The organism is Uliginosibacterium flavum, from assembly GCF_040566545.1.
Classification (GTDB): domain Bacteria; phylum Pseudomonadota; class Gammaproteobacteria; order Burkholderiales; family Rhodocyclaceae; genus Uliginosibacterium; species Uliginosibacterium flavum.
On record NZ_JBEWZI010000003.1, the window covers coordinates 26,745 to 48,086 of the forward strand.

The 21,342-nt window shown below is 61.7% G+C and carries 22 protein-coding genes; 17 read left to right on the top strand and 5 right to left on the bottom strand.

The genetic code is table 11. From position 1 onward, the window contains the following. The first annotated feature begins 35 nt into the window (after nucleotides 1-35). The 6 genes from ABXR19_RS03420 (at nucleotide 36) to ABXR19_RS03445 (ending at nucleotide 5,447) form a co-directional block, all read left to right on the top strand. Complete coding sequence (locus tag ABXR19_RS03420; RefSeq protein ID WP_354599688.1) at nucleotides 36-1,181, top strand: glycosyltransferase family 4 protein; 1,146 nt, start codon at nucleotides 36-38, stop codon at nucleotides 1,179-1,181. A 12-nt stretch (nucleotides 1,182-1,193) separates the two neighbouring features. After that, on the top strand, nucleotides 1,194-1,562 hold the full coding sequence (locus ABXR19_RS03425; RefSeq protein WP_354599689.1) for a diacylglycerol kinase: 369 nt from the start codon (nucleotides 1,194-1,196) through the stop codon (nucleotides 1,560-1,562). A gap of 305 nt (nucleotides 1,563-1,867) precedes the next feature. After that, nucleotides 1,868-2,803 (top strand): carbohydrate kinase family protein, encoded by a 936-nt coding sequence (locus tag ABXR19_RS03430; protein WP_354599690.1) that lies wholly within the window; start codon nucleotides 1,868-1,870, stop codon nucleotides 2,801-2,803. Between the two features lie 115 nt (nucleotides 2,804-2,918). Beyond that, a complete protein-coding gene (locus tag ABXR19_RS03435; RefSeq protein ID WP_354599691.1) occupies nucleotides 2,919-3,473 on the top strand; it encodes an outer membrane lipoprotein in 555 nt (184 codons plus the stop codon). A 135-nt stretch (nucleotides 3,474-3,608) separates the two neighbouring features. Continuing rightward, nucleotides 3,609-4,367, top strand: coding sequence for a GNAT family N-acetyltransferase (locus ABXR19_RS03440; protein ID WP_354599692.1), 759 nt, complete (start codon nucleotides 3,609-3,611; stop codon nucleotides 4,365-4,367). Between the two features lie 252 nt (nucleotides 4,368-4,619). Beyond that, nucleotides 4,620-5,447: a lysophospholipid acyltransferase family protein gene (locus ABXR19_RS03445; RefSeq protein WP_354599693.1), complete on the top strand. Its 828-nt coding sequence runs from the start codon at nucleotides 4,620-4,622 to the stop codon at nucleotides 5,445-5,447. A gap of 239 nt (nucleotides 5,448-5,686) precedes the next feature. On the opposite strand, the gene ABXR19_RS03450 is transcribed toward ABXR19_RS03445, so the two are convergent. Next, the gene (locus ABXR19_RS03450) at nucleotides 5,687-7,324 is read right to left on the bottom strand and encodes a methyl-accepting chemotaxis protein (RefSeq protein WP_354599694.1); all 1,638 of its coding nucleotides are present in this window, start codon (nucleotides 7,322-7,324) and stop codon (nucleotides 5,687-5,689) included. A 186-nt stretch (nucleotides 7,325-7,510) separates the two neighbouring features. Between ABXR19_RS03450 and ABXR19_RS03455 the strand changes: the two genes are divergently transcribed. Continuing rightward, nucleotides 7,511-8,767, top strand: coding sequence for a D-amino acid dehydrogenase (locus tag ABXR19_RS03455; RefSeq protein ID WP_354599695.1), 1,257 nt, complete (start codon nucleotides 7,511-7,513; stop codon nucleotides 8,765-8,767). Beyond that, nucleotides 8,764-9,096, top strand: a complete 333-nt coding sequence (locus ABXR19_RS03460) for a TfoX/Sxy family protein (protein ID WP_354599696.1) — start codon at nucleotides 8,764-8,766, stop codon at nucleotides 9,094-9,096. Before ABXR19_RS03455 ends, ABXR19_RS03460 begins: the two co-directional genes overlap by 4 nt. Before the next feature lie 203 nt (nucleotides 9,097-9,299). Here the strand turns inward: ABXR19_RS03460 and ABXR19_RS03465 are convergent, their stop codons facing one another. The 4 genes from ABXR19_RS03465 to ABXR19_RS03480 all read right to left on the bottom strand — a co-directional run bounded on the left by ABXR19_RS03465 (nucleotide 9,300) and on the right by ABXR19_RS03480 (nucleotide 13,883). Next, a complete protein-coding gene (locus ABXR19_RS03465; protein ID WP_354599697.1) occupies nucleotides 9,300-10,949 on the bottom strand; it encodes a hypothetical protein in 1,650 nt (549 codons plus the stop codon). 197 nt (nucleotides 10,950-11,146) lie between these two features. Continuing rightward, a complete protein-coding gene (gene amt / locus ABXR19_RS03470) occupies nucleotides 11,147-12,634 on the bottom strand; it encodes an ammonium transporter (RefSeq protein WP_354599698.1) in 1,488 nt (495 codons plus the stop codon). A gap of 21 nt (nucleotides 12,635-12,655) precedes the next feature. Further along, the gene (gene glnK / locus ABXR19_RS03475) at nucleotides 12,656-12,994 is read right to left on the bottom strand and encodes a P-II family nitrogen regulator (protein ID WP_354599699.1); all 339 of its coding nucleotides are present in this window, start codon (nucleotides 12,992-12,994) and stop codon (nucleotides 12,656-12,658) included. Nucleotides 12,995-13,049: 55 nt separating this feature from the next. After that, entirely contained in the window at nucleotides 13,050-13,883 is an 834-nt protein-coding gene (locus ABXR19_RS03480; protein ID WP_354599700.1) for a TorF family putative porin, read from the bottom strand. A gap of 372 nt (nucleotides 13,884-14,255) precedes the next feature. On the opposite strand from ABXR19_RS03480, the gene ABXR19_RS03485 reads away from it, so the two are divergent. From ABXR19_RS03485 to ABXR19_RS03525, 9 genes are all read left to right on the top strand, one after another. Then, a complete protein-coding gene (locus ABXR19_RS03485; RefSeq protein ID WP_354599701.1) occupies nucleotides 14,256-14,504 on the top strand; it encodes an accessory factor UbiK family protein in 249 nt (82 codons plus the stop codon). A 22-nt stretch (nucleotides 14,505-14,526) separates the two neighbouring features. Beyond that, complete coding sequence (locus ABXR19_RS03490) at nucleotides 14,527-16,032, top strand: YifB family Mg chelatase-like AAA ATPase (protein ID WP_354599702.1); 1,506 nt, start codon at nucleotides 14,527-14,529, stop codon at nucleotides 16,030-16,032. 20 nt (nucleotides 16,033-16,052) lie between these two features. Continuing rightward, entirely contained in the window at nucleotides 16,053-16,595 is a 543-nt protein-coding gene (locus tag ABXR19_RS03495) for a hypothetical protein (protein WP_354599703.1), read from the top strand. Between the two features lie 27 nt (nucleotides 16,596-16,622). Next, nucleotides 16,623-17,006: a cupin domain-containing protein gene (locus ABXR19_RS03500; RefSeq protein ID WP_354599704.1), complete on the top strand. Its 384-nt coding sequence runs from the start codon at nucleotides 16,623-16,625 to the stop codon at nucleotides 17,004-17,006. Nucleotides 17,007-17,318: 312 nt separating this feature from the next. Continuing rightward, nucleotides 17,319-18,443 carry an MlaE family ABC transporter permease gene (locus ABXR19_RS03505; RefSeq protein ID WP_354599705.1) on the top strand — a complete coding sequence of 375 codons (1,125 nt, stop codon included), beginning with the start codon at nucleotides 17,319-17,321 and terminating at the stop codon, nucleotides 18,441-18,443. A gap of 1 nt (nucleotide 18,444) precedes the next feature. After that, complete coding sequence (locus ABXR19_RS03510; protein ID WP_354599706.1) at nucleotides 18,445-19,194, top strand: ABC transporter ATP-binding protein; 750 nt, start codon at nucleotides 18,445-18,447, stop codon at nucleotides 19,192-19,194. Continuing rightward, entirely contained in the window at nucleotides 19,191-20,195 is a 1,005-nt protein-coding gene (locus tag ABXR19_RS03515; protein ID WP_354599707.1) for an MlaD family protein, read from the top strand. The genes ABXR19_RS03510 and ABXR19_RS03515 overlap by 4 nt, the downstream gene beginning before the upstream one ends. Then, nucleotides 20,192-20,776 (top strand): PqiC family protein, encoded by a 585-nt coding sequence (locus ABXR19_RS03520; protein ID WP_354599708.1) that lies wholly within the window; start codon nucleotides 20,192-20,194, stop codon nucleotides 20,774-20,776. The genes ABXR19_RS03515 and ABXR19_RS03520 overlap by 4 nt, the downstream gene beginning before the upstream one ends. A 75-nt stretch (nucleotides 20,777-20,851) precedes the next feature. Continuing rightward, nucleotides 20,852-21,259, top strand: a complete 408-nt coding sequence (locus ABXR19_RS03525; protein ID WP_354599709.1) for a DUF6896 domain-containing protein — start codon at nucleotides 20,852-20,854, stop codon at nucleotides 21,257-21,259. Nucleotides 21,260-21,342 lie beyond the last annotated feature (83 nt).

Consider the following 21,342-nt stretch of genomic DNA (forward strand, 5'->3'; position numbering starts at 1 on the left):
CAGGTTTTTAGCATTGAATCCCAGGTGAGACACCGATGAAAGCAGTTACCTACACCCCGCACGGCGCCCTGCCCGATCTGCGCGGCTTCGCCCCGGCTGTCGTAGCCGCCGAAATTGCCCGACATCTGGGCTTCACGCGCAACATCCACGTCACTGCGCGTGAAGCTGGCCTCGCCCGTTTCGACCTTCATCCCGTGCTGGGCGAAATCCATCGCATCGCCGAAAGCCGCGCCTACGCCCGTATGCGCAAACTGACACGCCTCGACCCCTCGCCCCTGCATGCTCGCCTGGCCGGCCTGTGCCAGACACTGCAACCGGATCTGGTACATGCCCACCAGATCGAATTCCCGGTGGCCGATTTCCGCCGTCGCCTGGGGCGCGAACTTCCAGTCATCGTCCACGCGCATTCGGTGCGCAGCTACAGCCCGACGCTCGGCCTGGCGGATCGCTACATTGCGGTCTCGTCCTTCACCCGCGATCAGCTGATTGAACGTGGCTTCCCGGGCGAGCGCATCAAGGTCGTCCCGAATGGCGCCGATACCGATCTGTTTTCGCCTGCTGATGCCAGTACCCACGAAGGTTTGCGCACGGCGCTGGGCATTCCGCTGGACAGCTTTGTCGTCGCCTATGTCGGGCGCAAGCAGGCCTCCAAAGGCTTCGTAACCTTTCTGCAGACCCTGCAAATCCTCAGCCAGCGCGGACTCAAGGTGCATGGCGTGTGTGCCGGGCCGACACCGGCCGACACTTTGAAAGAAGACGGTTATGCCGAGCGCGAAGTGCTGCGCCGCGACCTGATTGCCCAGGGCCTGCTGATCGATCTGCCGGCCCTGCCGCATCATCAACTCGTGAATGTGTATCGCGTGGCCGAAGTGCTGCTGTTTGCCACGCGTTTCAAGGGTGAACAACACCCGCTGGTGCTGATCGAAGGACTGGCTACGGGCTGCGCCGTCATCACCTCGCGTCTGGCCGGCATCACGGAAAGCGTGAGCGACAAGGAACACGCGCTGCTGCTCGACGACGCCAGCGACGCGCAGGAAGCGACGGCGCTGATCCTCGATATTGCGGCCCATCCTGAGCAATACGCGACAATGCGCGCGGCCGGACGGGAGCGGGCGCGCAGCCGTTACGACTGGCGCGCCATCGCCGGTCAGGTCGAGAAAATCTACTTCTCCGTCGCCTAAGCGAGATCCTTCATGGAAAGCCCCTTCAAAGGCCAGACCGGCCTGACCCGCATCTGGAAAGCCTTCAATTATTCGCAGGACGGCCTGCGCGCGGCGATCCGGCATGAAGACGCCTTCCGCCAGGAAGTGCTGCTGGCCCTCGTGCTGATTCCGCTGGCCCTGCTGTATCCGCACACCGCGCTGGAAAAGGCCGTCCTCATCGCCTGCGTGCTGCTGGTACTGATCGTCGAGCTGATCAATTCGGCCATTGAGGCCGTGGTCGACCGCGTTTCGCTGGAACGCCACGAGCTGGCCAAACGCGCCAAGGACATCGGCAGCGCCGCCGTGCTGATCACCCTGATCAATCTGGCTGCGGTGTGGGGGCTGATATTCTTCGCGTAGAGCAGACGTAACAAATTTCATCGAATGACCTGGAGAGGCCCGTCCAGCCTGACTCTACAGACAGGCCTGCCGCACAGGCAAGCTGGGCGCGGCTCTGCAGCACCCCTGGAGGAGCGACTTCAGCCGCGAATCACGCGCAGCATTCGCTGCTAAAAGCCGCTGCTTGTTTTCGTAGGGCCGACTTCAGTCGGCCAGCCACCCATGGCGTGCGACTGAAGTCGCACCTACAAGACCCGCTCACTCACGCCTCACGCTCCACGCCTCGGCTACAATCGCGGCTTCCCTAATTCATACGGTTCCTTCCCATGTCAGTCCTGATTTGCGGCTCGATGGCCTACGACACCATCATGGTGTTCCATTCCCAGTTCAAACGTCACATCCTGCCCGAGCAGATTCACATCCTGAATGTGTCCTTTCTGGTGCCGGAGATGCGTCGCGATTTCGGGGGCTGCGCCGGCAATATCGCCTACTCGCTCAAGCTGCTCGGCGGCGAGCCGGAAATCATGGCGACCATCGGCGATGACGCCGGCCCCTATCTGGCCCGCCTGGAAAAGCTCGGCATCAGCACGCGTTACATCCGCGAAGTGGCCGACACCTTCACCGCCCAGGCCTTCATCACCACCGATCTGGACGACAACCAGATCACCGCCTTCCACCCCGGCGCGATGAGCTATTCGCACCGCAACCATGTACGCGACGCTTCCGGAATTACGCACGGCATCGTTTCACCAGACGGTCGCGATGGCATGTTCCAGCACGCGCGTGGTTTTGCGGCGGCCGGCCTGCCTTTCATCTTCGATCCGGGTCAGGGCCTGCCGATGTTCTCCGGCCCCGAGCTGCTTGAATGTCTGGATCTGGCGACCTACTGCACCGTAAACGACTACGAAGCCAAGCTCATCACCGATAAGACCGGCCTGAGTATAGAAGCGCTGGCGGAACGTCTGGATGGCCTGATTGTCACATTGGGCGCACAAGGCTCGCGCATCTACACTCAAGGCAAGGTCATTGAAGTCTCCAGCGTTGCGATCACGGAGATTGTGGATCCGACCGGCTGCGGCGATGCCTACCGCGGCGGCTTGCTGTATGGTCTGAGCAATGGCTGGAGTCTGGAAAAATCGGCACAACTCGCCTCGGTCATGGGCTCACTCAAGATCGGGCATCGTGGCGGACAGAACTACACACCTTCGCGCGACGAGATCGCTGCACGCTTTGCGGCGACCTTCGGCGCCCAACCCTGGTAACTCCGATTTCAGATAGAGACGAGACGCGAAGACTAGCCGCCGACAGTGCTGTAGCACGACAAGGCGAAGTCAACAAAGTATCGTTTCTATCTGGATTTGGAATAAGGAGAGCATCATGAAACACAGCTTGCTTATCGCCTGCCTGCTCGGCAGCACATTGGTCAACACCGGCTGCACACGCAGCCTGGCCGGCGACTCGTATTCGCGCGAAGAAGCTCAGCGCCCGATCAGCTTCCGTGAAGGTACGATTCTGGAGGTGCGCAAAGTGCGCCTGCAGGGCACCGACTCGAAGATTGGCATGGGCTCCGGCGCTCTCGTCGGCGGCGTCGCCGGCAGCGGCGTAGGCTCTGGGCGCGGTGCGATCGTGGGCGCGGTCGTCGGCGCCGTTGTCGGTGGCATCGCTGGTGCAGCGGCCGAAGAAGGCTTCACCCGCGAAGATGCCTGGGAACTGACCTTGCGCATGAGCGGCGGCGAAACCATGATCGTGGTGCAGGAGATCGGCAAGACCGACAAGTTCGCCATCGGTGACCGCGTGCGCGTACTGCAAAGCAGTGGCAAGACGCGCGTCTCGCCGGCCACTCCCGCACCAGCGCCAGCGGTCTCTGCACCCGCAGCCGCCCCGGCAGGCCTGACCTCGGCTCCCGCAAATAATGGAGAAGTCCGACTCTAAACAAAAAACACCGGCTGGCCACCTTGTCAGCCGGTGTCACATTCATGCAATACCGGTGTAACAGGCGCGCAACACGCAGATCCTAAAGTGGCTCAAACGAGGTTTTCAGACCTCGCCACACAAGGACAAACAGACATGTTGCGCGTTGCCCCGCAAGTCATCGAACAGAAATCCCGCAATCTGTGGGTCGGGCTGGCCAGCTCGGAATCCGAAATCCTCGAAGCCCAGAAGCTGCGCTACCGCGTCTTTGCCGACGAAATGGGCGCGCGCCTGAACCCGCGCACACCGGGCGTGGATCGCGATCATTTCGACGCCCATTGTCAGCACCTGATCGTGCGCGATGAAGCCCAGGGGCGCATCGTCGGCACCTACCGCATCCTCACGCCGGAAGCGGCACGCAAGATCGGCAGCTATTACTCCGAAACCGAATTCGACCTGACCCGCCTGCAGCATCTGCGCGAACGTCTGGTGGAAGTCGGCCGCTCGTGCATCGATGCCGACTACCGCACCGGCGCCGTAATCACCCTGCTGTGGAGCGGCCTGTCGCGCTTCATGCAGGCCAACGGCTACGAATACATGATGGGCTGCGCCAGCATCGGCATGGCCGACGGCGGGCACAACGCGGCCAACATCTATGAATCGCTGCGTGAGCGTCTGGCCCCCGTCGAATATCACGTCTTCCCGCGCACGCCGCTGCCGGTCGAAGCGTTGGTCACCGAGGTAAAGGCCGAGATTCCGCCGCTGCTCAAAGGCTATCTGCGTGCCGGCGCCCAGGTCTGTGGCGCTCCGGCCTGGGATCCAGACTTCAACACCGCGGATCTGCTGATCCTGCTGAACATGGCCCGCGTCGATTCGCGCTACGCCAAGCACTTTGTCGAACGTCAGGGCGCCTGAGTCAAGGGAGCCGAATCATGCGGTGGCCCGCCCCCGATCAAATCGGGGACTGGCCACCACAGAGGACGCAAAGCCAGAATCTCAGGCACTCCTCTACGAACCTCTGTGAACCTTCGTGTCCACCGCGGTAAATATCGGCTTTTGCCATGAGCGGACGGCCTTTCCCCTGTTCATGCTATGTCCCTGCGATTGACCCGACTCTGCGGGAGCGGGTGTAAACTCGCCTCCACATTCCGTTATTTGTCTCTCTCCGTGCTCGCTTCCCTATTCCGTGAAATCCGCGCCGTCTGGCGCCTGAGCTGCGTTGCCTGGTTGATCCTGCGCGGCACGATCATGGTCCGCTTCTTCTTTCCCTACTGGAGTGAAGCACTGCGGCGCAGCCTCAAGCAGTCCTGGTCGCGCCGTCTGGTCTCTGTGCTGGGTGTGAAGATTGACGCCTGCGAGGCCACACTACCCGCCAGCACACTGATCGTGAGCAATCACATCTCCTGGCTGGACGTGTTCATCATCAACGCGATCTCCCCAACCACCTTCGTCTGCAAGGATGAAGTGAAGGAATGGCCGGGTATCGGCGGTCTGGTCGAATACAGCGGCACTCTGTTCATCGCGCGCGGCAGTCGAACCGCCGCCGCCCGCTCGGCGCAAGCCATGGCGGCACGTCTCTCTGGCGAAGAGCGCGTGGTGGTCTTCCCCGAGGGCACGACCACGCAAGGCACGACCATGCTGCCTTTCCGGGCCGCGCTGTTTCAAGCCGCGATTGACGCGCAGGTGCCGGTACAGCCGGCCTGCCTGCGCTACCGCGATGCGCAAGGCAACATCAGCCTCGCGCCGGCCTACGACGGCGACATCACGTTCGGCCAATGCATCCTCGCCATCGTGCGGACCTCGGGTATTCGTGCCGATCTCAAGTTCCTCGCGCCCCTGCCAGCCTCGCACAGCCGGCGTGATCTGGCCCGTCTGAGCGAAACGGCGATTGCCAGTGAACTGGGCCTGAACCTCGATCCGGGCGCGCTGGTTGTCGACGCGGAAGATCGCCCGGAAGACGCTGCTCTACCCGTGGAAGAGCCGCGCGCAGCCTGAAACTCGGGACAGGCATGCCGGACAGGCGCATGCACAAAGGCTCTTCGGCACGCATGCCTGAAGAGCCTTTGTAGACCTGCCTGTACAAGCCGCCAGTAGTCGCGGTCGTTCCCGAGCGAGGGAACAATCAATCCAACAGCAGCCCGAATCCTCCCTCGCTCCCCTTTTTTTGCAAAGGAGGGAATATTCCGGGCCGGAGTCAGAGTCCGCGCACGACTTGCGACTTGCGAAGCTGCAAACTAAATCCTGAACCGCTTCACCGTCTGCTCCAGTCCGTCAGCCAAGCCATTCAGCACCTGCGTGCTGCGATCCACGTCAACCACGGCACGGTTGTTCTGCTCGCACATATGCGCAATCTGTTCCACTTGCTGAGCGATCAGCTGACTCGCCGCCGACTGCTCACGCAAGGCCTCGTTGATCCGCGCGCTCACTTCCGAGGTCTGATCCGCCGCAGTGCGAATCTCACTAATCGCCGTATCCGCCTGCTGCGCCAACGCCAACTGACCACCGAACTCCTCGACGACACCGCGCACATCGCTGATCGCCTTGGCCGAGCTGGCCTGGATCAACTTGACCAGATCGTTGATCTGCTCGGTCGAGCGCGTGGTGTTCTCGGCCAGCTTGCGCACCTCGTCAGCCACCACCGCAAACCCACGCCCTTGCTCGCCGGCACGCGCCGCTTCGATTGCCGCATTGAGGGCCAACAAATTGGTCTGGTCGGCAATCTCTTTCACTGTCTGCACGATGCCGGAAATCGCCGTCGAGCGTGCGCCCAACTCTTCCAGCGCCTGCGCGGTCTCATTCACGCGCACGGAAGTCCGCTGTAATTGTTCATTGCCCTGCTGCACCGCCCGCCGCCCGGTCTCGGCGCTGCTCAAGGAGCTGCCGGCCAGGTGCTGCGCTTCCTGCGCCGCGTCGCCGACCTGCGTCACGCTCACCGTCAGCTCTTCAACCGCCGCGGCCACCGAGGATGCCGAAGAACTCTGTACCTCGGCCGAGCGCCCAACCTGACTCAGCGCACTGGCGATCGAGCCGCTCTGCATCGCCAGCGATTCCGACTGCGTATAAATATCTTTCACAATGCTCTGAAAGCGCTCAAGCATCTTGTTCAAGGCCAACCCACACTGCGCCAGTTCGTCCTGCCCGCGCTGTGGCACACGCAGGGTCAAATCCCAGTCCTGCTCGATCCGCAGCACGGTCTGACGCAAGGCAGCAACCGGTGTCATGATCGAATTCATCAGCATCCAGCCACCCAGGCTCACCGCCAGCAGCACCAGCACCGCACCTGAGACCATCCACACCGTCGCACTCCGAGCCATCGCGGCGCCTTCAGCCACATGCTCGGCGGCTTCTTCGCGGGCAAATTTGCCGATGCTCTCTTCGAGTTCACCCAGTGCCGTCGCCATCGGCTTGTCCATGCCACGCACAGCGATATCAACTTTTTTGCCGCTCTCCGGATCAGCCGCATCAAACATCTGCAAGGCTGCACGGTATTTCTCACCCAGAGTTTTCAGCTCGCCCAAGGTTTTTTGGGCTGGCGTAGCATCCATCTGCATGGCCGGCATGCCTCGCACCACTCCTTCCAGCGCCTTGACAACCTTAGCCTCCTCGTCACTAAAGCCCTTCAGATGCTTGTCGAAAAGCGCCTTGTCGTTGCCGCGAATCAGAATATTTTTCCACTCCTGCACCTGAGTCTTGAAGTTGATCTGTGCCTGCGCCACACCTGACACAAGCGCCCCTGTGGCGAGCGATGCGTTCAAATCATGACTCAACTGTGCCGACATCTGGTGCAGACGTTGCAAGCCATAAGCACCTTGCAGCAGGATAGCGAGGCCCGCCACCAGCAAGAGCATCAGTAATTTTTTGCGGATGGTCATGTTCACTCCTCAGGCGCCACACTGGCCCCAACCCAAGGACTAACGGCCTGGCCCTGCCGGACTTGATCCAGCCAAGCGCGCCCCGCTCCAAAGGGTGCATGCCCATACTTGATGCAGGCCATCCCCTTGCGCCGTGAATCGGCAATAATCACGACCTGCTGCCTCATCCATGAAATCCGCCTCTCCATGCACATCCTGATTGTTGGCGCCGGCCTGGCCGGAGTGAGCTCCGCCTGGTATCTGCGCGCCGCCGGCCACGCCGTCACCGTGATCGACCGCAATGCCGGCCCAGCGCTGGAAACCAGCTTTGCCAACGGCGGCCAGATCTCGATCAGCCACCCCGAGCCCTGGGCCAATCCCGGTGCGCCGCTGACCGTGCTCAAATGGCTGGGCCGCAAGGACGCACCCCTGCTCTTCCGCTGGCCGGCCGAAGCCGCGCGCATCCACTGGGGCCTGCAATTCCTGCGCGAATGCCTGCCCCACCGCACCCGCCGCAACACCCTGGCGATTGGCCATCTGGCCGCCTACAGCGGGCATCAGCTGCGCGCCCTGCGCGAAGCCACCGACATTCACTACAACAGCCTGTCACGCGGCGTGCTGCATCTGTATTTCGCCAAGGAAAATTTCCGCCACGGCGAAGCCCAGCAACGTGTGCTGAGCCAACTCGGCATCGGCGCGCAGATGCTCACGCCCAGCGCCTGTGTGACGGCTGAGCCCAGCCTCGCCCACGTGGAAACTCGCCTCGTGGGCGGCATGCTCGGCACCGATGACGAAAGCGGCGATGCCCAACGCTTCGTCAGCGAACTCGCCGAACGCTGCGTCACCGCTGGCGTGAATTTCGTCTTCGATACACAGGTGGAGCAGATCCTGCGCGAGGGGCAGCGCATCAGCGGGCTGAAAGTGCTGCAAAACGGCTCAGCTCAGGAAATCCACGCAGATGCTTACGTGATCGCCGCCGGCAGCTACAGCACGCCATTGATGCGCCCGCTGGGCGAGCGCCTGCCGATCTATCCGGTCAAGGGCTATTCCACGACCCTGAAATTGCGCGACCCGAGCCGCGCGCCGAGCGTCAGTCTCACCGACGAATCGCGGCGCATCGTCTGCTCACGTCTGGGCGACAGCCTGCGCATCGCCGGCACGGCCGAACTCAATGGCTACAACACCGACATCGACCCCGAGCGCTGCGCCGCGCTGGTGAATTGGGCCGAAGACGTTTTCCCCGACGCCTGTGACACCAACGAGCCCAACTACTGGGCCGGCCTGCGTCCCACCACACCGAGCAACCTGCCCATCATCGGGCGCAGCCCCTTCGACAACCTGTTCTACAACACCGGCCACGGCACCCTCGGCTGGACCCTGGCCTGCGGCTCGGCCCACGCCCTGAGCGACATCATCGACGGCCGCACGCCGGCCATCGACTACCCCTTCGCGGGCCGCGCATGAGCGTTTCCGCCGACTACATCGCCTATCTGACGGAACTGTTCGCCCCGCTCGGGCGCATCCGCAGCAAGCGCATGTTCGGCGGCGCAGGACTCTACTGCGATGAACTGTTTTTTGCCATAGTCATCGACGACGTGCTTTATCTGAAAGTGGATGAACACAACCGCGCCCAGTTCGAAGCCGAAGGCCTGGAGCCATTCCGCTATGAAGCCAAGGGCAAGCTCGCACAGATGAACTACTACCGCGCGCCGGACGAAGCCCTTGATTCCCCGGCGCTGATGCATCCCTGGGCGCGTAGCGCGCTGGCCGCGGCTTTACGCGCCAAAAAATAGCTGCCTGAAGAGGCTTACCCAACAACCTTCTTCAGACACGCCACTCGCACAACGAAGCGGGGAGCGGCTCTTCAGGCAGGCATTCACCGAACGTAGCGCACACCACGCACGCGTGCCCGGCTCAGGAAAGAAACCCGGCAGCGCTCCTGACTGACATAAAAAAGCCCGCCTTCATCTGGCGGGCTGTTTCACGTCTGTCCAGATCACTCGATCGTCAGCGGGTAGATATCCTTGATATCCATGATGTTTTTCTTGCTGCCGTCCTCGATCTGGATGTCTCCATGAATGTAACCGCCTTGTGAACGGAAGCCAGGCACCACTTCGGGGCAACCACGTTCGGTCGCGATCAGGCTCAGCAGCGCCAACGCATCGGTGTCATCGAAACGACAGTGGATGTGTTTGGCACTCGGCACAAACATGCCACGATGGCCATGCTCGGCCAACAGGCGCTCACCCAGGCTCTTGGCCAGATCGAGATAAGCCTGTGTGCCGGTGGCGCGATACACCTCGAGCACCGCAAACAAGCGGATGGCGTCGGCCTGCGTGGCCACCAACGGGGCTTGGGGTGCCTTGGGGTCAGCCGGATTCCAGTTGCCCAGACCGTAATTGCGCGCCATCGCGACCACATGCTGCCACAGCGAATCGCGCCCGGAAATCGCCCAGGCCGTCACGGTACTCAGGAAGACGATGGGATTGATCGGCTTGCGCTCGAAGATCCAGCCCTTCTTGCCGTAGAAACCACGGCGCGGAAACTCCTGCCCGGTCAGATCCTTGCCATCGGCGAACATCGGCTTGATCTGGTTGGTTTCCGGCACATACGCATACTTGAGCCAGGCATCCAGACCGTCGACCGCCCATTGTTTGAGCTTCTCGCCCTTGGGGCCGAGCTGGCGGGCCAGCGTGAGTTGAGCCAGAGTTGAGTCGCCATAGATGCCTTCCGGGCCATTCATGGCGTCCGGGTCCATCTTGAACAGCACCCAGGCCTCCTTGGCCACTTCGCCATATTCCGGGCCGAACTGGCGCTCGGCACGGTCGCCGTAAAAGGAATAGGTGAACTGCGGGTGATTCTCGTCGGTCGGCGCCTCTTCGCGTTTGACCGGGCGGTTGAACTGGTAGCAACCCAGACCGGTCGCCGGATAGCGTGTGCGTACATATTGCCAGGCCATGAACTCGGCCCATTCCAGCGCCTTTTCTTCGCCCGGCACGATCTGACCGAGGAGGCCTGCCGAATAGATCAGGTCATTGCCTACATTCACGAAGGAGAGCCCTTTGGCTTCGCGCATCAGCTCAAGATCAGGGTGCATGGGCTTGTCCCAGAAACCCTGTTCTTCCAGCGGGCGGCCATAGCTGCCGTGGCGGGTCAGCTCCAGGGTTTCCCAATTGTCGATATGGCAATTCCACTCGGCCTTGATCAGGCGGGCGGCGGCACGTGCATCCGTTTCAAACATCAGTTCATAGAAGGGATAGTGGTGCTTGATTTCATGCACCTTGTTCTTGCCCTCGGGGCCGACAGTATCCAGCGTCTTCAGATCGAGGAAGCAGTGACCGCCCCAGATCAGCAAACCACTCTCGTCGGCATGATCGAAGTGCCACTGAATCGCATCCTTGGCCGCCTGCTTGTACTTGGGCTCGCCGGTCAGCGCCGACAGCGCGACCAGGGTGCGAAACAGATTCTGCTGCGAGGCGATATTGGAGGGCTCCCAGTCCTTGCCTTCCATGTTGCGCCATTTCACCGGTTCGCCCGTGAAAGTGTTCATGCCATCGAAGAACAGCGGCGTGCCATGGTAAGGATCACGATATTTCGCAAGGATGGTGTCGGCGTATTGACTGATGTAGTCGAGCATCTTGTTCATGATGGCAGTCCTGGGGCGATAGGGTCAGTGAAACGAGCCGGCCTGAGAATGCACGATCGGATCGTGACTCTCAGTTTACGACATGCTGCGCCTGTTTCTTGAAGCTTGTGCAAACCAGTCACACCCGAAACACAAAAAAACGGGCGCCCGTGGGCGCCCGTCAATAACACCTGCCTTGCGGCAGGCTCCTATCGTGCTCAATAGTGGTAAGCCGATTCGCCGTGGCTGGTAACGTCCAGACCTTCGCGCTCTTCGTCTTCCGGCACACGCAGACCGATGAACATATCGACCAGCTTGTAAGCCACGAAAGCCACCACACCAGACCAGATGATGGTCGTGCCCACAGCCTGAGCCTGAATCCAGACCTGGCTGGCGATGGAGTAATCCGGCGCGACAGCGTTCGCAACATAATCAACCACACCCGTACCACCCAGCGAAGGCGAAGCAAACACGCCGGTCAGCAGCGCGCCGAGGATACCGCCGACGCCATGCACACCAAACACGTCAAGCGCATCATCTGCACCGATCAAGCGCTTCAGACCATTCACACCCCACAGGCAGATCACGCCTGCAGCCAAGCCGATAACCAAGGCACCGCCGACGCCGACAAAACCAGCCGCCGGAGTGATCGCTACCAGACCCGCCACCGCACCAGAAGCAGCGCCGAGCATCGAGGGCTTACCCTTGATCAGCCATTCAGCGACCAGCCAGGACATGGTGGCAGCAGCCGTTGCCAGCCAGGTGTTCAGGAAGGCCAGACCGGCATAACCGTTGGCTTCCAGAGCGGAACCGGCGTTGAAGCCGAACCAGCCCACCCACAACAGAGAAGCGCCGATCATGGTCATGGTCAAGCTGTGCGGAGCCATCGACTCGCGACCGAAGCCCAGACGCTTGCCAACCATGAAGGCACCGATGATGCCGGCAATGGCGGCGTTGATGTGCACCACGGTGCCACCTGCGAAGTCCAAAGCACCCTTCTGGAACAGGAAGCCCGCCGTAGCCGTAGCCGCTGCGCCTGCCTCAGCAGAAGTGTAGGCATCCGGACCCGTCCAGTACCACACCATGTGACACACCGGCAGGTAGGAGAAGGTGAACCAGATGACCGAGAAGGCCAGCACGGCACTGAACTTGATCCGCTCGGCAAAAGCACCCAGGATCAGACAAACCGTGATCGCAGCAAAAGCACCCTGGAAGGCCACATAGATCAATTCGCTGATCACAGTGCTCTTGGAGAAGGTTGCCGCAAGAGAGTCTGGCGTTACGCCTGCCAGCATGATCTTGCTGAAGGAGCCGATGAAGGCATTCCCCTCCGTGAAGGCCAGCGAATAACCGTACACAACCCACAGCACGGTAATCAGCGAGAACACCACGAAGACCTGGATCAGCACCGACAGTGCATTCTTGGTGCGCACCAGACCGCCGTAGAACAGGGCCAGGCCAGGAATCGACATCAGGATCACAAAGGCGGTGGAAACCAGCAACCAGGCATTGTCGCCCTTGTCCGCTTTCAGGACAGGTGCGGCAACAGCCGGGGCTGAAACATCAGCGGCAGGCGCTGCAGCAGGCGCGGCCGCAGCAGGTGCCGTTGCCTCAACAGCGGCAGGGGCGCTGGCGTCTTGGGCCAGCACGCTGCCAGACAGCATGACGGAGAAAGCCGTCAGTGCAATGGCGAGAAACTTTTTCATTTGTCTCTACTCCCTTTTGGATCAGAGGGCTTCCGTGCCGGTTTCACCGGTGCGGATGCGGATGGCTTGTTGCAGGTCGAACACGAAGATCTTGCCGTCACCGATCTTGCCGGTATTGGCGGCTTTCTCGATGGCTTCGATCACCTGATCAAGCAAGGCGTCGTCAACAGCGACTTCAACCTTCACTTTAGGCAGGAAGTCGACCACATACTCGGCACCACGATACAGCTCTGTGTGGCCCTTCTGACGACCAAAACCCTTCACTTCGGTGACGGTGATGCCCTGCACGCCGATGGCGGAAAGGCCTTCACGCACTTCGTCGAGCTTGAAGGGCTTGATGATGGCGGATACGAATTTCATGGATTACTCCTTGATTCAGACGCGGTGCCTGCGCACCGCGTCCGTGGTGTGAAAATCAGAAAGATTTGGCGACAGACAGAACCAGGGTGTTCTCGCCCGTCTTCTTGCAGCTGCCACCATCGCTGATCTTGCATGCGTAGTACCAGCCCTTCTTGGCATTGGTACCCACGATCGCAGCGCCCAGGCCCCAGCCGTTCAGGTCATAGGTCGCGCCCAGCTTCCAGTCGGTGTAATCCAGCTTGCCGTAGTTCTTCACTTTCTGATGACCCACGTGCGTGTTCAACGTGATCTTCTCGGTCAGCGGAATGTTGGCGCTCAGATCAAAATAGCCCGAACCGGTGGACTTGCCCGGATCGGCATCAAAACAGTCGCCACCATCACCACCAACAACCGTGCTCTGGCAAACACCGCCGTAGGTATCCTTGTTCACGCCGAAGAAGTTGGTAAGGGTGTGTGAATACTTGAAGCTGACAACCTTGTAGCTCACGCCCACGTAGGCTTCCAGATTGTTGTACTTGGTCTTGGCTTCCACGGCATAGTGAGCGCCCGGGTAGTAGTAATACAGGCCGCCCACATCAAAGGTGAAATCGCCTACCGGCAGCTTATAACCGCCATAACCATCGATTTCCAGCGAAGCGCCGTTGTAATACTGGTTGCCGCTGACGTTCGACAGCCAAGTGCCAACATACACGCCGCTGGCGTGGCTATAGTCCAGGCCGCCCTGAAGTGCAGGCAGTTTGTAGGTCTGCGAAATACCACGGAAGCGATAGTCCGACACAATGCTCATGTTGCCGGTAAAGGTATGTGCCGAAGCGGGCTCATCAGCAGCCAGAGCAGGCAGGGCGGCAAAAGCGGAAAACAGGGAAGCGGCGATAATCGACAAACGCATGGGAGTGCTCCTGAAAGAAAGTTAAGGTAATGCAGCGAGGCTTTCTTAGCTGGATTCGTGCCAGATACTCGAAACCCTCGCCAATGCTTGCTCTACGTCACTTTCCAGAACCCTGCCCGAAAGGGCCGGCGCACTCTCTTCGCGCAGCACAACAGTGCCGCACCAAGTCGATGCATCACGCTGGTGCATAGCCTTGGCCGCAGTAAGCCCATGCCCGAAGAACCGCACAGAGCCTTCTTCTACAGACACCTTGCCTGAAGAACCCCGCCCAGAGAGGCTCTTCAGACAAGCCTTGCTCACCGACACTTCGGGCAGGCGCCGAATCTGCCGGCTCGGCTATACTCGCCCGACGCCCATTCAAGGAACATGCACATGATTGATCCCAGCAAACCCGCCCAGCTGTTTGAAGAGATGGGCAACAAGTTCGCCGAAATGATGCAGAGCGGCCCGGCCAAAGATTTCGAAAAGAACGCCAAAGCCATGCTGGCCGCGGGCTTCTCGCGCCTCGATCTGGTGAGTCGCGAAGAATTCGACGTGCAGAAAGCGCTGCTCCAGAGTGCCTGCGAAAAGCTCGCTGCACTGGAAAAGCGCCTCGCCGAGCTGGAAGCCGGAAAAGCCTGAGCACCGACCAAGGCGCGCGGAAATGAGCCTCGCCCTGATCAAAAGCCGTGCGCTGTGCGGCATGGACGCACCGGAAGTTACCGTCGAGGTGCATCTGGCCAACGGCGTCCCCTCGATTTCGCTGGTCGGTCTGCCGGACACCGAAGTCAAAGAGGCGCGCGACCGCGTGCGCGCCGCGCTGCTGACCTGCCAGTTCGAATTCCCGAACAAGCGGGTGACGGTCAATCTGGCCCCCGCCGATCTGCCCAAGGAGAGCGGGCGCTTCGACCTGCCGATTGCCATCGGCATTCTCGCCGCCTCCGATCAGATCAGATCTGCCACGCTGGATCAGTACGAGCTGGCCGGCGAGCTCTCGCTCTCCGGCGAATTGCGCCCGGTACGCGGCGCGCTGGCCATGGCCTGGCGCGCGGCCCAAGCCGGCCGCAGCCTGATCCTGCCAACCGAGAACGCCGCTGAAGCCGCGCTGGTGCAAGGCATCACCATCCTGCCCGCGCGCAATCTGCTCGAAGTCGCCGCGCACTTCAACGGCCACACCGCACTCACGCCCTTCACCGGCGAACCACTCACCGGCGAGCCGATTTATCCCGATCTGGCCGGCGTAAAAGGCCAGGCGCAAGCGCGGCGCATGCTCGAAGTCGCCGCCAGTGGCCTGCACTCCCTGCTGCTCTACGGCCCGCCGGGCACCGGCAAATCCATGCTCGCCAGCCGCCTGCCGGGCTTGTTGCCGCCGCTGTCAGAAGCCGATGCGCTGGAATCCGCCGCGATCCAGTCGCTAGAAAGTCGTTTCGATCCGGCGCGTTTCCGCACCCGGCCTTATCGCTCGCCGCACCATTCGGCTTCTGCGCCGGCACTGGTCGGCGGCGGTATGTATCCGCGCCCCGGTGAGATCAGCCTCGCCCATCACGGCGTGTTGTTTCTCGACGAGCTGCCCGAATTTGACCGGCGCGTGCTCGAAGCCCTGCGCGAGCCGCTCGAAACCGGCCACATCACCGTCTCGCGCGCCGCGCAAAGCGTGGATTTCCCGGCCCGCTTCCAGTTCGTTGCGGCGATGAATCCCTGTCCGTGTGGCTACCTCGGACATCCCACCCGCGCCTGCCGCTGCACGCCGGATCAGGTCGCGCGTTATCGCGGAAAACTCTCTGGCCCGCTGCTGGATCGGATTGATCTGTCGATGGAAGTCGGCACGCTCTCCGCCGACGAACTGCAGAACGCCCCCACGGGCGAGACCACCGCCGTGGTGCGGACACGCGTCATCGCCGCCCACAGCCGTCAGCACGCGCGCCAGGGCAAGGCCAACGCCCATCTGGATGCCGGCGAGATCGACCAGCATTGCCCAGCCGACGACAAGGCCAAGGCGCTGTTGCGTCAGGCCATCGAACGCATGGGTCTGTCCGCCCGCGCCTATCACCGCACCCTGAAGATCGCGCGCAGCGTGGCCGATCTGGCCGCCGCCGACGTTATCAGCGCCGCCCACGTGGCCGAGGCCGTGCAATACCGGCGCGGCCTGCCCAATGAAACCCGCAAATGAACCTCAGCCCGGAGACCCGCATGTCCGCCATCAATCCCTACGCCCCGCCCCAGGCCGACCTGGAGGCCGCGCTTGAAGGCCAGCACTGGCGTGACGGCAAGATCCTGATCCTGCGTCCAGGTAGCGCCCTGCCGCATCGCTGCATCAAGTGCAATGCACCCGCCGAATTACCCATCAAGAAGCGCAAGATTTACTGGCATCACCCGGCCTGGTACATCCTGATTTTCATTGCCATTCTGCTATACGCCGTCATCGCCCTGGCGGTGCGCAAGAAGGCTGAAATCCAGCCCGGCCTGTGTGCCACACACAGCAAGCGCCGCAAGATCGGCCTGAGCCTGATCTGGGGCGGCCTGCTCCTTGGCGTCGGCCTGATGTTTGCCGGCGCCGTCGATGACTCCGGCGCGCTGGCCGGTCTGGGCGGCCTCGTACTGCTCATCGGGCTGATCTGGGGCAGCATCCTCGCCCGCCTGCTCACGCCAAACCGCATCGACAAGGATTTCATCCGCCTGCGCGGCGCCGGCAAGGCTTTTCTGGATTCGCTGCCGGCATTCCCCGGCCGCTGATTCTTCACTCCATCAAGGAACCGTTTCATGACCACCTTCACCAAAGTTGAACTTTTCACCGACACCGACGGCCGCGCGCGTTTTCGCGACATCGAGATTCCGTTGAGCGAAGGCACGCCCGCCTCGCGCCTGTCCGAAATCGAAGCCGCCAGCGGCGTCCAGTTCCGCCAGAGCCCGCTCGGCTTCCGCAGCCAGATGCACTGCACCGGCGCACCGCAATGGGTCTTCATTCTCGGTGGCGCGATGGAAATCGGCCTGGCCGATGGCAGCTCACGCGTATTTCTGGCGGGTGAACATTTCTACTCGGCCGACGTACTGCCCGAAGGCACCACCTTCGATCCTGCCATCCACGGCCACTGGAGCCGCCAGGTCGGCAACCACCCCCTGGTCACGATGTTCGTGAAGGGCTGAAACGCGCCTACGGCGCAGGGCTGAGTGCTGAGTGCTGAGTGCTGAGTGCTGAGTGCTGAGTGCTGAGTGCTGAGTGCTGAGTGCTGAGTGCGTAATTAGTGTGCCCCGACAGCCGCGCCTGTCAATCCTCTTCAGCACCTGCGCCCGAAGACCCAATACGGGCGCAGCTCTACAAGCACGCCCACTCAGCACTCAGTCCTCAGAACTCAGCATTCCGCCGCAGGCGGCCGCACTCTGACCTCATTGCTCGGCACTCCGCCTCAGGCGGCCTGCAGGCAGTAAGATGCGCTTTCCGGTTCATATTTCTCCAGCATGATCGCCAACCCAGACAAAGCTCACGTTGACTTCACCCGCCAGGACACGCTGCTGCGCGTGCACTGCACAGGTGCGTGGAACTGGTCTGCGCCGCATCCGGCGATGCCTGAAGAGCCGCTCTGGGCGGGCCTCTCCGGAGTGCGTCTGGAAGCGACAGAAACCACCGAAGAGGATGGTGCGCTGCTCGCCTGGCTGCTGAAGTTTTGCCGCGTCGCCGCTGAGCGCAATCTGGCCATCGACACCGGCGGCCTAGCCGAAGGCACGCAAAAACTGCTCGCCCTGGCGCTGGCCGTGCCGCCGCGCACCGACCATCCGACCGATGCGAGCCCTGGATTCTTCGCCAGTCTCGGTGGAATTGCACTGCGCCTGTGGTCCGACCTGCCTCTCGCGCTGGCCTTCACAGGCGAAATTACCCAGGCCTTCGGCCGCCTGCTGACGGGCAAGGCGCGTTTGCGCCGGCGCGATCTGATGTGGCTGATCGAGGCCAACGGCCCGCGTGCTCTGCCGATCTCCTCGCTGATCAGTTTTCTGGTCGGCACCATCCTCGCCTACATGGGCGCGGTGCAGCTGGCGCAATTCGGCGCGCAGATCTACATCGCCGATCTGGTGGCCATCGGCATGGTGCGCGAAATCGGCGCGCTGATGACCGGCATCATCCTCGCCGGCCGCACCGGCGCCGCGTATGCCGCGCAAATCGGCACGATGCAGGTGAATGAGGAAATCGACGCTCTGCGCACACTCGGCATCTCACCCATCGACACCCTCGTGCTGCCGCGCCTGCTCGCGCTGGTCATGATGGTGCCCCTGCTCACCCTGTATGCCGGCGTGGTTGGTATCGGTGCCGGCATGCTGATCGCCACCACCGTGTTCGGCGTCGGGATCCGTGAATACCTGCACGAAACCGTGCTGGCGCTGAGCTGGACCCACATCCTGATCGGCATGTTCAAGGGCACCGTGTATGGCGCGCTGGTCGCCTTCTCCGGCTGCTGGCGCGGCATGCAGTGCGGGCGCAGCGCGCAGGCCGTGGGCGAAGCCACCACCTCGGCGGTCGTCACCAGCATCCTGCTGATCACCGTGTCGGCCTCGGTGCTGACCATCCTGTTCCAGCGGCTGGGGTGGTGAGATGAACGAATCCATCATCTCCATCCGCAACCTGACCATGGCTTATGGTGACAATGTCATCCAGCGCGATCTGACGTTTGACATCCAGCGCGGCGACATTTTCGTGATCATGGGCGGCAGCGGTTGCGGCAAGAGCACCCTGCTGCGCCACATGATCGGCCTGCAGGCACCGTCAGCCGGCAGCGTACTGTTCGGCAGCGAGGATTTCTGGGCGGCCTCGGCGGAAGAGCAGGATCGCCTCAAACGCCGTTTCGGAGTGCTGTTCCAGGCCGGCGCGCTGTGGAGTTCGCTGACCCTGGCTGAAAACATTGCCTTTCCAATGGAAGAGTTCACCCGCCTGCCGGCTGATGCGATCCGCGACATCGTCGCCACCAAACTGGCGCTGGTCGGACTCGCCGGCTTCGAACACTACTACCCGTCCGAGATATCCGGCGGCATGAAAAAACGCGCAGCACTGGCGCGTGCCATGGCCCTGAACCCGGACATCCTGTTCTTCGACGAACCCTCGGCCGGTCTGGATCCGCTCAGCTCGCGGCGTCTGGACGAGCTGATCCTCCAGCTGCGCGACAGCCTGGGCGCCACCATCGTACTGGTCACCCACGAATTGCCGAGCATCTTCGCCGTGGCCAACAATTCTGTCTTCCTTGATGCCGAAAGCAAAACCATGATTGCCACCGGTGACCCCAAACACCTCGCCCTGCACGGCCCGGACGGCGTGCGCAGTTTCCTCTCGCGTGGAGAACCCTCATGAGCCAACGCTCTAATCCGACCCTGATCGGCGCCTTCGTCTTCGGTGCCATGTTGCTGCTCGTCATAGGCATCCTGGTGTTCACCGGCAGCAATTTTTTCGTCAGCAAACCACGCTACGTCATGTATTTCGAAGGCTCGGTGTACGGCTTGCAGGTCGGCGCGCCCGTGGTATTTCGCGGCGTGCAGATCGGCAGCGTGCAACGCATCGACCTGCGCTACGACGGCGGGCGCCGCCAGCTCGTCATTCCGGTCACCGTGGAAGGCCTGCCGCGCAAGGTGCTTGATGTGAATGGCGGCGTCTCCGAGGAAGAAGCCCCGGATCCGGCCGAGCTGATCGATCGCGGCCTGCGTGCCCAGCTCGCCACCCAGAGCCTGCTCACCGGCCAGCTCTACATCGAACTCGACTTCCACCCCGACAAACCGCTGGTTTATCGCGCGCCCAACAAACGCCTGCAGGAAATCCCGACCATCCCCTCGCCCGTGCAGGAAATCGCCAACAAGCTGCAGGAGATCGACGTGGAGGCTCTGATCAACGACGTCGCCGCGATTGCCTCCACCACGCGCAGCTTCGTGCGCAGCCCGGAGCTGGCGAACTCACTGAAAAATCTGGATGTAACGCTGAACACGCTGAAAAACATCAGCGCCAAACTCGATCAGCGCCTTGATCCGCTCGCCAGCAATCTGGACAAGACCCTCAGCACCGTCAGCCGCAACATGGATTCAGTCGGCGCCTCCTCCGACAAGGTTGCAGTCATGGCCGAGCAAGCCGCCGCCCCGCTGGCCAGCCTGAAACAGGCCGCCGACGAACTGAGCAAGGCCACAGCCACCTTCAGCGAACTGGCCGGCGAAGGCGCACCCGCCCTGCATAGTGCCAATCAGACCCTGAAAGAACTCAAGGAAGCCGCGCGCGCCCTGCAGGATCTTTCCGACACCCTGGATCGCCAGCCCAACTCCCTGCTCTTCGGCAGAAAACCCACGCCCCGCAAGGAGCCCACGCCATGATCCGTACCACCCTGCTCGCCATCATCGTGACGACCCTCACAGCCTGCGCCGGCAACCCGCCGCAAAGCGTGCGCCTCTATCAGCTCAGCGCCCGGCTTGCACCCACGACAGGGGTGAGCCTCGCGCAAAGCATCGGCATCGGCCCGCTCAAATGGCCCGAATACCTGAACCGACGCGCCCTCATCACCCGACTTGACGCTGGCAGTATCGAGGCGGCCGAAAATGATCGCTGGGCCGAGCCACTCGACAGCAATTTCGAGCGCGTGCTGCGCGACAACCTCGCCCGCCAGATCAACCCGCAACGCCTGCAATCCCACCCCTGGTCACTCAACGACGCCCCCGCGATCAACGTGCCCGTCGAAGTGCTGCAATTCGACACCAGCGCCCAAGGCGAAACCGTACTGCGCGTGCGCTGGCGCATCGTTGGCCGCGACCGTAAAGAGCTGCTCGGCGAACGCAGCAGCGAGATCCGCGTGAAAGCCAAAGACGGCAGCCCGGCAAGCGCCGTGGCCGCGCAGAGCGAGGCGCTGGCGAGGTTGAGTGAGGCGATCGGGAAAGGGCTGGTGGGGGTCGCGAAGTAAGTTGCGCGCCAACATTGCCTCCAGCCCCCAGAGCTCGCTATCCGGTCATTTCGATTGCCACATCACGTCGCCTCTATGGACTCTCGCCTCTCTAGCCTCATTTCGGAATATCTTGGCGCTGTTGCAGCCGCAGCCATACTCATTGAACAAAGCGGTTTTATCCTTCCGACACGCAACATGGAGTGGGCATGTAACGGAATGCCACACACAGGCTTGCTTCATGGCGAAATAAGTTACCGCAAGCATGGCTATGGCTGCGCGGTTTACTTAAAAACTGGCGTCGTAGATTTTGATTTCGGCCCACTCGGAGAAATTTCAGGATTTGATGCGTGGCGCCTTATCGAGTTCTCCAAAGATCGTTTGGCGTCTTTTGGGTTTAAAAACCCAAAAGAAATTGAGGAAAGCGTGAAGGCTACAATCTCTGCGGGTGAGATCACTCACTTCGGGAAGAACCTCTATTGCCTCAACGAAAAACTATCCTGACGAATTGAATTTGCGGGGCATGCATCAACTAACCTCCCGCTCGCAGAAGCGCGCCCAAACGGCTCCTTCCCCCTTCAAGGGGG

Coding starts and splice junctions, on each gene's coding strand:
- ABXR19_RS03510 (WP_354599706.1), top strand. CDS start 18,445: ATGAACGAATCCATCATCTCCATCCGCAACCTGACCATGGCTTATGGT.
- ABXR19_RS03450 (WP_354599694.1), bottom strand. CDS start 7,324: ATGACCATCCGCAAAAAATTACTGATGCTCTTGCTGGTGGCGGGCCTC.
- ABXR19_RS03480 (WP_354599700.1), bottom strand. CDS start 13,883: ATGCGTTTGTCGATTATCGCCGCTTCCCTGTTTTCCGCTTTTGCCGCC.
- ABXR19_RS03430 (WP_354599690.1), top strand. CDS start 1,868: ATGTCAGTCCTGATTTGCGGCTCGATGGCCTACGACACCATCATGGTG.
- ABXR19_RS03515 (WP_354599707.1), top strand. CDS start 19,191: ATGAGCCAACGCTCTAATCCGACCCTGATCGGCGCCTTCGTCTTCGGT.
- ABXR19_RS03455 (WP_354599695.1), top strand. CDS start 7,511: ATGCACATCCTGATTGTTGGCGCCGGCCTGGCCGGAGTGAGCTCCGCC.
- ABXR19_RS03490 (WP_354599702.1), top strand. CDS start 14,527: ATGAGCCTCGCCCTGATCAAAAGCCGTGCGCTGTGCGGCATGGACGCA.
- ABXR19_RS03505 (WP_354599705.1), top strand. CDS start 17,319: ATGATCGCCAACCCAGACAAAGCTCACGTTGACTTCACCCGCCAGGAC.
- ABXR19_RS03440 (WP_354599692.1), top strand. CDS start 3,609: ATGTTGCGCGTTGCCCCGCAAGTCATCGAACAGAAATCCCGCAATCTG.
- ABXR19_RS03485 (WP_354599701.1), top strand. CDS start 14,256: ATGATTGATCCCAGCAAACCCGCCCAGCTGTTTGAAGAGATGGGCAAC.
- ABXR19_RS03520 (WP_354599708.1), top strand. CDS start 20,192: ATGATCCGTACCACCCTGCTCGCCATCATCGTGACGACCCTCACAGCC.
- ABXR19_RS03495 (WP_354599703.1), top strand. CDS start 16,053: ATGTCCGCCATCAATCCCTACGCCCCGCCCCAGGCCGACCTGGAGGCC.
- ABXR19_RS03425 (WP_354599689.1), top strand. CDS start 1,194: ATGGAAAGCCCCTTCAAAGGCCAGACCGGCCTGACCCGCATCTGGAAA.
- ABXR19_RS03460 (WP_354599696.1), top strand. CDS start 8,764: ATGAGCGTTTCCGCCGACTACATCGCCTATCTGACGGAACTGTTCGCC.
- ABXR19_RS03500 (WP_354599704.1), top strand. CDS start 16,623: ATGACCACCTTCACCAAAGTTGAACTTTTCACCGACACCGACGGCCGC.
- amt (WP_354599698.1), bottom strand. CDS start 12,634: ATGAAAAAGTTTCTCGCCATTGCACTGACGGCTTTCTCCGTCATGCTG.
- glnK (WP_354599699.1), bottom strand. CDS start 12,994: ATGAAATTCGTATCCGCCATCATCAAGCCCTTCAAGCTCGACGAAGTG.
- ABXR19_RS03525 (WP_354599709.1), top strand. CDS start 20,852: ATGGACTCTCGCCTCTCTAGCCTCATTTCGGAATATCTTGGCGCTGTT.
- ABXR19_RS03435 (WP_354599691.1), top strand. CDS start 2,919: ATGAAACACAGCTTGCTTATCGCCTGCCTGCTCGGCAGCACATTGGTC.
- ABXR19_RS03420 (WP_354599688.1), top strand. CDS start 36: ATGAAAGCAGTTACCTACACCCCGCACGGCGCCCTGCCCGATCTGCGC.
- ABXR19_RS03465 (WP_354599697.1), bottom strand. CDS start 10,949: ATGAACAAGATGCTCGACTACATCAGTCAATACGCCGACACCATCCTT.